11 protein-coding genes are annotated in these 12,438 nt (G+C 52.2%); all 11 read left to right on the forward strand.

The annotated features are described in order from the left end of the window. The 11 genes from BLU01_RS21880 to BLU01_RS21930 all read left to right on the forward strand — a co-directional run bounded on the left by BLU01_RS21880 (position 1) and on the right by BLU01_RS21930 (position 12,428). Positions 1–2,208, forward strand: coding sequence for a bifunctional prephenate dehydrogenase/3-phosphoshikimate 1-carboxyvinyltransferase (locus tag BLU01_RS21880; protein WP_231987178.1), 2,208 nt, complete (start codon positions 1–3; stop codon positions 2,206–2,208). Further along, positions 2,205–2,894 carry a (d)CMP kinase gene (gene cmk, locus BLU01_RS21885; protein WP_092279413.1) on the forward strand — a complete coding sequence of 230 codons (690 nt, stop codon included), beginning with the start codon at positions 2,205–2,207 and terminating at the stop codon, positions 2,892–2,894. The genes BLU01_RS21880 and cmk overlap by 4 nt, the downstream gene beginning before the upstream one ends. 120 nt (positions 2,895–3,014) lie before the next feature. After that, positions 3,015–4,706 (forward strand): 30S ribosomal protein S1, encoded by a 1,692-nt coding sequence (gene rpsA, locus BLU01_RS21890; protein WP_008148721.1) that lies wholly within the window; start codon positions 3,015–3,017, stop codon positions 4,704–4,706. Between the two features lie 190 nt (positions 4,707–4,896). Then, the gene (locus BLU01_RS28105; RefSeq protein WP_092279415.1) at positions 4,897–5,175 is read left to right on the forward strand and encodes a hypothetical protein; all 279 of its coding nucleotides are present in this window, start codon (positions 4,897–4,899) and stop codon (positions 5,173–5,175) included. A 147-nt stretch (positions 5,176–5,322) separates the two neighbouring features. Next, a complete protein-coding gene (gene ihfB / locus BLU01_RS21900) occupies positions 5,323–5,625 on the forward strand; it encodes an integration host factor subunit beta (protein ID WP_092279417.1) in 303 nt (100 codons plus the stop codon). Next, positions 5,600–5,878 (forward strand): lipopolysaccharide assembly protein LapA domain-containing protein, encoded by a 279-nt coding sequence (locus BLU01_RS21905; protein WP_092279419.1) that lies wholly within the window; start codon positions 5,600–5,602, stop codon positions 5,876–5,878. Before ihfB ends, BLU01_RS21905 begins: the two co-directional genes overlap by 26 nt. A gap of 183 nt (positions 5,879–6,061) precedes the next feature. After that, positions 6,062–7,102 carry an LPS O-antigen chain length determinant protein WzzB gene (locus BLU01_RS21910; protein WP_092279421.1) on the forward strand — a complete coding sequence of 347 codons (1,041 nt, stop codon included), beginning with the start codon at positions 6,062–6,064 and terminating at the stop codon, positions 7,100–7,102. Between the two features lie 378 nt (positions 7,103–7,480). Then, positions 7,481–8,758, forward strand: a complete 1,278-nt coding sequence (gene tviB, locus BLU01_RS21915; RefSeq protein ID WP_092279423.1) for a Vi polysaccharide biosynthesis UDP-N-acetylglucosamine C-6 dehydrogenase TviB — start codon at positions 7,481–7,483, stop codon at positions 8,756–8,758. Between the two features lie 64 nt (positions 8,759–8,822). Continuing rightward, positions 8,823–9,872: an NAD-dependent epimerase/dehydratase family protein gene (locus BLU01_RS21920; protein WP_092279425.1), complete on the forward strand. Its 1,050-nt coding sequence runs from the start codon at positions 8,823–8,825 to the stop codon at positions 9,870–9,872. A gap of 5 nt (positions 9,873–9,877) precedes the next feature. After that, positions 9,878–11,101 carry an MATE family efflux transporter gene (locus tag BLU01_RS21925; protein ID WP_092279427.1) on the forward strand — a complete coding sequence of 408 codons (1,224 nt, stop codon included), beginning with the start codon at positions 9,878–9,880 and terminating at the stop codon, positions 11,099–11,101. A 115-nt stretch (positions 11,102–11,216) separates the two neighbouring features. Next, on the forward strand, positions 11,217–12,428 hold the full coding sequence (locus tag BLU01_RS21930) for a hypothetical protein (protein ID WP_092279429.1): 1,212 nt from the start codon (positions 11,217–11,219) through the stop codon (positions 12,426–12,428). Positions 12,429–12,438: the final 10 nt, after the last annotated feature.

Consider the following 12,438-nt stretch of genomic DNA (forward strand, 5'->3'; position numbering starts at 1 on the left):
GTGATCGGTCGCCTGGTGGTGGTCGGTCTGGGTTTGATCGGCGGTTCGTTTGCCAAAGGCTTGCGTGAAAGTGGCGTGTGCCGCGAAGTGGTCGGGGTCGATCTGGATCCGCAGTCGCGCAAACTCGCGGTTGAATTGGGTGTGGTGGATCGCTGCGAAGAAGACTTGGCCACCGCGTGCCAAGGCGCTGACGTGATCCAGCTCGCCGTGCCGATTCTTGCCATGGAGAAAATGCTGGTGCGTTTGGCCAGCATGGACCTGGGGCAAGCGATCCTCACCGATGTCGGCAGCGCCAAAGGCAATGTGGTGCGCGCGGCGACCGAAGCGTTTGGCGGCATGCCGAAGCGTTTCGTGCCCGGTCATCCGATTGCCGGCTCCGAGCAGAGCGGGGTGGAAGCTTCCAACGCCGAGCTGTTCCGTCGGCATAAAGTGATTTTGACGCCGCTGGATCAGACCGATCCGGCAGCGCTGGCGGTGGTCGACCGCTTGTGGCGCGTTTTGGGCGCCGATGTCGAGCACATGCAGGTCGAGCGCCACGACGAAGTGCTGGCGGCGACCAGCCATTTGCCGCACTTGCTGGCGTTCTGTTTGGTCGACTCGCTGGCCAAGCGCAATGAAAATCTTGAGATCTTCCGTTACGCTGCGGGCGGTTTCCGCGATTTCACAAGAATCGCCGGGAGCGACCCGGTCATGTGGCACGACATCTTCCTCGCCAACCGCGAAGCTGTCCTGCGCACACTCGATACATTTCGCAGCGACCTCGACGCCTTGCGCGACGCGGTCGATGCAGGGGATGGGCACCAATTGTTGGGCGTGTTCACACGCGCTCGGGTTGCCCGCGAACATTTCAGTAAAATCCTGGCCCGCCGGGCTTATGTGGACGCTATGAACTCCAACGACCTGATTTTCCTGGGACAACCGGGTGGCCGCCTGACTGGGCGGATTCGCGTACCGGGCGACAAATCGATTTCCCACCGTTCGATCATGCTCGGCTCCCTCGCCGAGGGCACCACCGAAGTGGAAGGTTTTCTCGAGGGCGAAGATGCCCTGGCAACCTTGCAGGCCTTCCGTGACATGGGTGTGGTGATCGAAGGTCCGCACCACGGCCGCGTGACCATTCACGGCGTCGGTCTGCACGGCTTGAAGCCTGCGCCGGGCCCGATTTATCTGGGCAACTCCGGCACTTCGATGCGTCTGTTGTCCGGCCTGCTGGCCGCGCAGAACTTCGACAGCACCCTGACCGGCGACGCCTCGCTGTCCAAGCGCCCGATGAATCGCGTGGCCAATCCGCTGCGCGAGATGGGCGCAGTGATCGAGACCGCCGCTGAAGGTCGTCCACCCATGATCATTCGCGGCGGCAACAAGCTCAAAGGCCTGACCTACACCATGCCGATGGCCAGTGCTCAGGTTAAATCCTGCCTGTTGCTCGCCGGTCTGTACGCCGAGGGCAAGACTACCGTCACCGAGCCTGCACCGACTCGCGACCACACCGAGCGCATGCTGCGCGGCTTTGGCTATCCAGTGAGCGTCGATGGCGCGACGGCATCGGTCGAGTCCGGGCACAAACTGACCGCTACGCACATTGAAGTGCCGGGTGACATCTCGTCGTCGGCGTTCTTCCTTGTTGCTGCGTCGATTGCCGAAGGCTCGGAGCTGGTGCTGGAACACGTCGGGATCAACCCGACCCGCACTGGCGTAATCGATATCCTGCGGCTGATGGGCGCCGACATCACCCTGGAAAATCAGCGTGAAGTCGGCGGCGAACCGGTCGCTGACCTGCGCGTACGAGCAGCTAAACTCAAAGGCATCGAGATTCCCGAAGCGCTGGTGCCACTAGCGATCGACGAGTTCCCGGTACTGTTCGTGGCAGCGGCCTGTGCCGAAGGGCGTACCGTGTTGCGCGGCGCCGAAGAGCTGCGAGTCAAGGAGTCGGACCGAATCCAGGTCATGGCCGATGGCTTGCTGGCACTGGGCGTCAAGTGCGAACCGACTCCGGACGGCATCATCATCGACGGCGGCCTGATCGGCGGCGGCGAAGTGCACGGGCACGGCGATCACCGTATCGCGATGGCCTTCAGCGTTGCTTCCCTGCGCGCTACTGCACCGATCCGCATCCATGACTGTGCCAACGTCGCGACTTCGTTCCCGAATTTCCTTGCGCTGTGCGCACAGGTCGGTATCCGCGTTGCACAAGAGGCTCAGTCGTGAAAATCAAGCCACCGGTCATCACCATCGACGGGCCCAGCGGTTCGGGCAAAGGCACTATTGCCGGGATTCTGGCCAAGCGCCTGGGCTGGTGCCTGCTGGATTCCGGTGCCTTGTATCGCTTGCTGGCCTTCGCTGCGCGTAATCATGGCGTCGACCTGACCAATGAAGAGTCGCTGAAGCTGCTTGCCGCTCATCTGGATGTGCAGTTCATCGGGGCGACGGAAGGTCATCCGCAGCGGATCATCCTTGAAGGCGACGATGTGACCGATGACTTGCGCAACGAGCAAGTCGGCGCATGGGCTTCGCAAGTCGCCGCATTGCCGGCGGTGCGCGACGCCCTGCTGCAGCGCCAGCGCGCGTTCCAGGAAGCACCGGGTCTGGTGGCCGATGGCCGCGACATGGGCACGGTGGTTTTTCCCGAAGCGCCGCTGAAGATTTTCCTCACTGCCAGTGCCGAGGAGCGTGCGCGCCGTCGATACTTGCAGTTGAAGGGCAAAGTCGATGGTGTTAGTCTGTCGAGTCTGCTAGATGAGATACGTGTCCGCGACGAGCGTGACACCCAGCGAGCGGTAGCCCCGCTCAAACCGGCGGCTGACGCCATACAGCTGGATTCCACGGAATTATCCATCGATCAGGTGCTGGAACGCATCATGAGTGAGATCGCCATTCGCGATATCGCCGGGTGACCAAGAAACGGCCCAGGGGACCAGTCATAGTCCTGTGTTGTTTCTTTAAATGAACGTAACCCACGTCGTCTGGGATGTGGAGCTGGGCGTATCCTTCGCCCTTATTCAACAGGAATTAAAATGAGCGAAAGCTTTGCGGAACTCTTTGAAGAAAGCCTAAAAACCCTGAACCTTCAGGCAGGCTCCATCATCACCGGTGTTATCGTTGATATCGATTACCAAGCTCGCTGGGTAACCGTTCACGCTGGCCTGAAGTCTGAAGCACTCATCCCGCTTGAGCAGTTCTACAACGATGCTGGCGAACTGACTATCAACGTCGGTGACGAAGTTCACGTTGCTCTGGACTCGGTTGAAGACGGCTTTGGTGAAACCAAGCTGTCCCGTGAAAAAGCCAAGCGCGCTGAATGCTGGATTGTTCTGGAAGCAGCCTTCGCAGCCGAAGAAGTGGTCAAGGGCGTTATCAACGGTAAGGTTAAAGGCGGCTTCACTGTCGACGTTAACGGCATCCGTGCGTTCCTGCCAGGTTCTCTGGTTGACGTCCGTCCTGTGCGCGACACCACGCACCTGGAAGGCAAAGAGCTGGAATTCAAGGTCATCAAACTCGACCAGAAACGCAACAACGTTGTCGTTTCCCGTCGTAGCGTCCTCGAAGCCGAGAACTCCGCTGAGCGTGAAGCTCTGCTGGAATCCCTGCAGGAAGGTCAACAAGTCAAAGGTATCGTCAAGAACCTCACCGATTACGGCGCATTCGTCGATCTGGGTGGCGTCGATGGCTTGCTGCACATTACCGACATGGCTTGGAAGCGTATCAAGCATCCTTCCGAAATCGTCAACGTTGGCGACGAGATCGATGTCAAGGTTCTGAAGTACGATCGCGAACGCAATCGTGTTTCCCTGGGCCTGAAGCAGCTGGGCGAAGATCCATGGGTTGCTATCAAAGCCCGTTACCCAGAAAGCACTCGCGTTACCGCTCGTGTAACCAACCTGACCGACTACGGCTGCTTCGCTGAGCTGGAAGAAGGCGTTGAAGGCCTGGTACACGTTTCTGAAATGGACTGGACCAACAAGAACATCCACCCTTCGAAAGTCGTACAAGTCGGTGACGAAGTGGAAGTTATGGTTCTGGACATCGACGAAGAGCGTCGTCGTATCTCCCTCGGCATCAAGCAGTGCAAATCTAACCCATGGGAAGATTTCTCTGGCCAGTTCAACAAGGGCGATAAAATCTCCGGCACCATCAAGTCGATCACCGATTTCGGTATCTTCATTGGTCTGGACGGCGGCATCGACGGTCTGGTTCACCTGTCCGACATCTCCTGGAACGAAGTGGGCGAAGAAGCCGTTCGCCGCTTCAAGAAGGGCGATGAGCTGGACACCGTTATCCTGTCGGTTGACCCAGAGCGCGAGCGCATCTCCCTGGGTATCAAGCAACTGGAAAGCGATCCGTTCTCCGAGTACGTTCAAGAGAACGACAAAGGCGCAATCGTTAAAGGCATCGTGAAAGAAGTTGACGCTAAAGGCGCCATCATCACTCTGGCCGACGATATCGAAGCGACTCTGAAAGCCTCCGAAATCAGCCGTGACCGCGTTGAAGACGCGCGCAACGTTCTGAAAGAAGGCCAGGAAGTAGAAGCCAAGATCATCAGCGTTGACCGCAAGAGCCGTGTAATCCAGCTCTCCATCAAGTCGAAAGACGATGCTGAAGAGAAAGAAGCCATCCAAAGCTTGAAAGACAAGCCTTCGGATAGCATCGCTGCTGGTCCTACCACTCTGGGCGACCTGTTGCGTGCACAAATGGAAAAACAGAACTAAGTTCTGTCAGACCATAGAAAAAGGGCGACTTCGGTCGCCCTTTTTTGTGCCTGCGATTTGGTGAGCACAATTGAAACCAACGCCCTCCGCGTGCTGTCTGTTTCTTTAATCGGATCAATCGGTTATTTGCAGCTAGGCTTAAGTCTGCGGCAAACGAGAGTCGGGTAGATTGCTCGGCATAAGGAAGTGGATGAACAAGTTAATCGTCGTAATCGCTATGTTGGCAGTGGCAGGTTGTGCCACTAGCGCCAAGACGCATGCGGTCCACGGAGTCAGTGGCATAGAGATTGATTGTTCAGGGTTGGGTGCGAGTTGGGGGAAGTGCGAAAAACGAGCTGCCAAGGAGTGCAAGCCTGGCGGTTACAAAGTAGTCGCGCGTTCCGATGATGCGAAAGATGAAGATGAGTTTCCCTTCGGCTTCAATCCTGCCGGATATGTCACTCGCACAATGCTGGTTGTCTGCAGGTAGCAAGTGTCCGGAATGTGCGTGCATGCACCGAAAATGAGCATGAATAAGCTGCAAGAGATATGTCAAACCCTGGGCTGTTCAAATTCCTCCGGGCGTGCTAAAACCTTTGAAGCGCTGATCTAGCTGCTTGAAAAAGAAGGGAAAAATATGACGAAGTCGGAGTTGATCGAACGAATTGTCACCCATCAAGGGCTGCTCTCATCCAAGGATGTGGAGCTGGCCATCAAGACCATGCTTGAACAAATGTCCCAATGCCTGGCCACCGGTGATCGTATCGAGATCCGGGGGTTTGGCAGCTTCTCCCTGCACTACCGCGCACCGCGGGTAGGGCGTAATCCGAAAACCGGTCAGTCCGTCAGCCTGGATGGGAAGTTTGTTCCGCATTTCAAGCCGGGAAAGGAGCTGCGGGATCGGGTTAATGAGGATGAGGAAGATTACGGTGACGAGTAGTTGGCGAGATAAGAGTAGCTTCAAGCGGCTCGCGATCACAGGGCTTGTATTGTTAGTAGCGATTGCATGTCTGCTTTTTGTGTTGGAAAACCAGCAACTGGTCGTCGTTTCTTTTTTTGGTTTTTCTTCCCCTCAGCTACAAGTGTCGATTTTGGGCGTTGTCTCGTTCCTGGTCGGTATGGTCGTGGGCGGGTTGATGGTATCTGCTTATGCCTTGAGATCCTGGAGAAGAGGGCGGCAGGCTTCCCGTTGATATTATTGAAATTTTGCTTCTGATAGTCAGTCGGGAGCAGTGATAAGGTATCCTGTGCGCGTTCGTTGTAGGGGATGCTCGGCATGGCTTGGGCTTAAGTTGCCGGGATTTTCGTTGAAGACTCTCAAATGGTCTACATTCATGGAATGAAATGTGACTCTTTAGGTAAAAGGCTACCAATATATGCACGTCGACTCTAACAAAGAAAATGGTCCAGATGGCTTTGAGTTACAGCGGTTTATTCGCGCTATTTTACGTCAAAAGTTAGTTGTCATAGGTTTTACGGTTCTGGGTGCTGTTCTTGCTGCGAGCTATGCATTTCTTGCTACGCCAGTCTACGAGGCGAAGGCATTTGTAGCTCCGCCGAGTCAGAACGATATTGCCAACTTTCATTATGGTCGAATGAGAGAGTCAGAGTTGACACCTTATACTGTTAAGGATGTCTACGATATTTACACGCGGCGTTTGCAGGGAGAGTCGTTGCGCCGAACTTTTTTTTACAAAGTCTATGTGCCAAGTTTGTCTGCGGATGAGCGTAAAAGCTCTCAAGACGTGTTGTATGCGAGATTTTCCCAAGTGCTTCGTGTGGTTCCTCCACTGAAGGAAACCTCTGACAAATACTCGGTTGTCGTACAGACCAATAACCCTCAGCAGGCCAAAGAGTGGGCTGCAGCATACGTTTCCCAGGCCGGTGATCTGGCTAAAAATGAAATGATCAGAAACCTCGCGATTGAATCCCAGGTTCGTGCTCGTAATCTGGAGCAGCAGATAAGTTCCGCCAGAGAGACTAGTCGCAAGGCGAGGGAAGACTCGCTTGTCAAGCTGAGCGAGGCATTGCGGATCGCTAAGGCGATTGGTCTTGAGAAGCCTCCTGCGATTACGGTAAATCAATCTGTTATTGCTGGCGGCGAGTCTGGTCAGCTCACCTATATGCGTGGCTCGAAAGCGCTGAAGGCAGAAATCGAGAATTTGCAGGCTCGTAAATCGGATGACCCGTTTACGGATCGATTGCGTGATCTCCAGGATAAGTACAACTTCTTCTCAGGGTTGAAAACTGATGCTGCGCTGGTTTCTGTCTATCGACAGGACGGGGACGTAGAATTGCCAGATAATCCTATCAAGCCGAATAAAAGGCTGATCCTTATATTGGGTGTTATTTCTGGCCTGATTCTGGGTGTTGCTTTTGTGCTTGTCCGCAGATTTTTCGCTGAGACATCGGAATAACAGGCTTTAGTTTTGTTTTCCCTGTGTGATCTCGAAGCCGTGCCCCTAAAGGTGGGCGCGCGGGTCTTGATTTCTGCTGGGTCGTCCTGGAGGGGGGGGCAGTCCTCGCGTCTGTTTCAGCGCTTTCCGTAGTCGTCAGTTCTAGCTTGTCTCTCGGTGTGCGCACGACGATCCAAATTGTCGGCTGGGTGGGGCAGCGATCACCTTGGCGGTGGAGGGGGCTCGCGATCTGCCCCTGACTGTTGAAAATGATTATGGCTCCCTGCAGAGCTTTCGGTATAATTTCCAGTTTACGCAGCTATGATGCTCGTTTCTGAAGCGCGAGATGTGAAGTAGTTTTACGATCGACTTAATATTGATGAACGGCAAGGGAAAACGATGCTTAAACTCGAAGATGTAAAGTTGGCCATAGTGGGTCTCGGTTATGTGGGCTTGCCGCTGGCGGTTGAGTTTGGCAAAAAAATGCAAGTGGTTGGATTCGATATCAGCCAACGACGAATTGAAGCGCTGAAAGCTGGCCATGACGCTACACTTGAGGTGTCTGACGAAGAATTGCAGTCGGCATCAGGATTAAGTTTTAGCTCCGCGCTGGATGAGTTGTCTGCTTGCAACATATTCATTGTTACTGTACCTACCCCTATTGATGAACATAAAAGACCTGACTTGACACCTTTGATTAAGGCGAGTGAGTCCATTGGTCGGGTTCTGAAAAAGGACGATATCGTTATTTATGAATCAACCGTCTATCCTGGTGCTACTGAGGAAGACTGTGTTCCAGTTCTGGAGAAAGTATCCGGTCTGAAATTCAATGTTGATTTTTTTGCAGGTTATAGCCCAGAGCGGATAAACCCTGGCGATAAAGAGCATCGTGTTACTACCATTAAAAAAGTCACAGCCGGTTCCACCCCAGAAGTCGCCGAACTTGTAGACGCGCTATATAACACAATCATCATTGCCGGTACTCACAAAGCCAAGAGCATCAAGGTTGCCGAGGCGGCGAAGGTTATTGAAAATACGCAGCGCGATTTGAACATCGCGCTCATCAATGAATTGGCATTGATCTTCAATAAAATGGGTATTGATACTGAGGCTGTGTTGGAAGCCGCAGGGACGAAGTGGAACTTTCTGCCGTTCCGTCCAGGGTTGGTAGGTGGGCACTGCATCGGTGTGGACCCTTATTACTTGACTCATAAAGCACAGTCTATTGGTTATCACCCGGAAATCATTTTGGCCGGCCGTCGCCTGAATGACAGTATGGGGGCTTACGTCGTATCGCAACTAGTTAAGGCAATGCTCAAGCGTAAAATTCATGTTGATGGTGCTCGAGTCCTGATCATGGGGCTGACCTTTAAAGAAAACTGCCCGGATCTGCGTAATACGAAAATTATCGACATTGTGAACGAGCTTGCTGAATTCAATATCGTTGTTGACGTCTATGACCCTTGGGTAGACGGAGCGGAGGCAATGCACGAGTACTCCATCACTCCTATCGGCAAGCCACAGGTTAATTCGTACGACGGCATTATCTTGGCGGTGGCGCATAACGAATTTGCCGCAATGGGTGCCGAAAGGATTCGGAGCTTGGGTAAAGCTGAACACGTTCTCTATGACCTCAAGTATCTGCTGGATGCCTCTCAGTCAGATCTGCGTCTTTGAACCTCGGGTTCTGTAAAGACCCTGATTCGTTACTGCTGACTAAAAATACCAAGTCGAGAATTACATGATCCGTTTCGAAAAAGTCAAAGCTGAAATTCAACAATCCCCAAAGGTTTGGTTGATCACGGGTGTAGCCGGATTTATTGGTTCCAACCTGCTGGAAACGCTGCTCCAATTGGATCAGCAGGTTGTCGGCCTCGATAATTTTGCAACCGGCCATCAACGTAATCTCGATGAAGTTCAATCGGTAGTGAGCCCTGAACAGTGGGCGCGATTTGTACTGGTTAACGGTGATATCAGAAATATTGATGACTGCAGGAAGGCGATGACGTTTAGTGCGTCCACTGATATTCCAGTGGACTACGTTCTGCATCAGGCCGCACTCGGGTCAGTCCCTCGGTCGATCAATGATCCTATTACCACGAACGGCACCAATATCGATGGCTTTCTGAATATGCTGGTCGCAGCGAAAGACGCGCAGGTGAAGAGTTTTACCTACGCAGCTTCCAGTTCTACGTACGGTGACCATCCTGCACTCCCAAAAGTGGAAGGCGTGATTGGAAAGCCGCTATCTCCTTATGCGGTCACCAAGTATGTAAACGAATTGTACGCCGAGGTTTTTTCCAGCACCTACGGATTCAATACTATCGGGCTTCGGTATTTTAACGTCTTCGGCAAGCGCCAGGATCCTAATGGCGCTTATGCAGCCGTTATTCCTAAGTGGACTGCGGCCATGATCAATAACGAGGAGGTTTTCGTTAATGGTGATGGTGAGACGAGTCGGGATTTCTGCTTTGTAGAAAATGCGGTGCAGGCCAACATATTGGCTGCCTGCGCCAGTCCAGAAGCAAAAAACAATGTTTATAACGTCGCCGTAGGCGACAGAACAACATTGAATCAGGTTTTTGCTTGTATCAAGGACGCTTTGTTCCGTGTTGATGTCAAATCAACGTCCGCGATGGTCTACCGGGATTTCCGGGCCGGCGATGTAAGGCATTCGCAGGCTAACATTGATAAGGCGAAGGACCTGCTGGGCTATAAGCCTCTTTTCAATGTGGGTGAGGGTATGTTGAAAGCGGCGTACTGGTACGTTTCGTTCTTCGCAAGAAGTTAATTCTTGTGATTAAAGAGATCTGTGCAATCACTGTTCTGGCAAACAAGCTATGTATGTTTGTGCTGCTGTTCAGTCTGGCCCGAATTTTAGGGGTCGAGTTGTATGGCGTATTCTCCTACCATTACGCGATCATTACAGGGATCGCGACAGTGGCGGGCGAATGCCTAAGCGTGGCATTGAGTCGCTATGCGGTTCTGAATGCAGATAATGTAAATTACAAAACTTCCTTGAGCCTCATGGCATGGGCCGGCATCGTTGTGGGTGCGCTCTGTGTCATCGTATTCTCAATGTTTACGGCGCCAGCTTCATCTTATGAAGCGAACACTGGTTACTTGATGGTTGGCGTATTTTCCCTCGGTTTTGCTTGTGTCTGCAATCTGACCATAACCGGATTGATGTTCTCTCTAAATACCTCAGGAAGGTGGGTGGTTGCGTTGGCCGCTCATGGGCTGCTGGGGTTACTGCTGGTCGTTGCTATTGCGAAGGTGGGCGGTCAGATAGAGGGCGTCGTGTTGACACTTGCGCTCTGCACCTTGATCGCTCCCGCCTTCGGTTTCTGGATGATAAAGAAATCCAGATTCAGTCATGAAGAAACGAGTGGGAGTGAGGCCTTCTCTTTTCGCAAGATGATGGCTCTGCTCTCTGGTTCAGGGGCTCCGGCTATTGCTGGCAGCATGCTTTTGGGGGCGCCTGTTCATATCGTTTGCTTGATGATATTTGCCAGTTCAAGTTTAAATGTTTCTGAGGTTGGTTATTTTAATCTCTTTTTCCTTTTTTATATTTTGGTTACAGTGCTTCCAAGTTCGCTTACATCTTATGCCATTGTACGGCTGGCGGGGCGCGGTAATAACGCCAGTAAACTGTATCTGATGTTAGGCGTGTCGATTTCTATTTGCCTGCCTTTGTTCATGATCTTGTCGCAAAGCTATTGGTTGTGTTTTCTTGGTAACAGTTTTTGCAGCAAGAATAATCTGCTCACTTACGCTGTGCTGGCGGGGGGTATTGGTCTAACGACCACCATTGTCACTCAAATTCTGCATAGCAAGAACTTGACCAAAATTGTATTTCTGGGAAGTTGCGTCTACGCGATTTTTTATCTGTCGTCGACGATATATTCGGGTTTGAAAGGCGATATGCTGGCGATTGATCTTTTCAGGTCCTTCGTATCTGCCCTAATTGCCCAGATTGTTGTGCTTGCCACCATGGGTGGGCGTAAGTTGGTCCAATGAAAAAAATGTTCAGAGTGAGTCGCGTGGCTGCTAGGTTCATGGTTGTACGTGATAATGGTGCCAGTGTTGAATCTGGTTCGTGGTTCAGTTGCTTTGTTTTTGTTGGTTAAGGCTGATGGTCATATTTCTGGTTTCGATGTGTTTACTGATTTTGATAGTGCAATGCGTCCTGTGCCTGATATCAAAAAAATATCTGGTTGCGCTGTACGCCGTTTGTTATTCAGTGCCTTTCCTTGGGCTCATAAGCTGCCTGTGGGGCGACACCATTACGCTTTGGCCTATTGGGGATTTTGATTTTTACCTGGATGACCTGCTGGTATTCAGACTTTCGCTTGTCTGGTTTCTAGGTGTGTCAGGCGGGCTCCTGGCCTACTTGCTATCATTATTGGTTCCTTCCGGAAATTTGAAACCGGATCGCGCTACTTTTTTTGCCCCGATGGACTTCAAGCTAGGTGGTATGATCTTTCTTGCACTGTCCGTTTTTTTCATTGCCTTCAGACTCGTTAGTGCGGATGCGATGCTTCAAATGTTCGCGGGTATCGAATCGGTGGTGGTTTTTTCAATTATTGCGATAACCGCCCTCGCATTTGCCTATCCCTCCAGGCGGATGCTGACCGTGTCCGCGGTGCTGGTCATGGCTTACTGTGTCGCCAACGCGATGACAGGGGATCGGGACTTTGTCGTATTGGTTGTGGCTTACATCCTGGGTTTGATGTTCCGTTACAACCATTTGATCAAGCTGAAAACGTTGTTGCTTGTTGCTACGTTCATGGTGCTTCTCCTGGTCAGTGGCGTGCTTGTTTCGATGAGTCGCATGGACGTGGATTTAACGTCGGATAACATCACTCAGTATTTTTTGTTTAACTCCTGGAACGCAATCATCTTGCCGCTTGTTCAGCAATTGACCAGCTTCTGGGATGGAGAGCATCTGCGGTATGGTCAAACTTATCTCGATATGTTTCTTTCGCTGGCGCCATCCCCAATCTATTCGGCTTTTGGGATAGAAAAGCCCATCATGGTGGATAACCCGGCCCTCTGGTACTACATTACCGGGCTAGGCGGGATTCATGTCGCTGGCGTTGCTTTCGAGAACTTTGGTTTGTTCGGTGTTTTCCTCAATGGATTCATCAGCGTCTGCTTCTTACGGTTGATCGACTCACGCTGCCGTAATGATGACTTCTTGCGGATTTTTCTATATATGCTTTGTGCAGCATCGGTCATGCACTGGATTTGGTATGGCGAAATATACTTGCTAAATTCGTTGGTTTTTTATGTGATGTCATTAGGATTATTCTTCGCGATGAAACTCGTTCGGGTTTTGAAGTGAGTCTAAATAT

Source organism: Pseudomonas prosekii (assembly GCF_900105155.1).
GTDB classification, from domain to species: Bacteria; Pseudomonadota; Gammaproteobacteria; order Pseudomonadales; family Pseudomonadaceae; genus Aquipseudomonas; species Aquipseudomonas prosekii.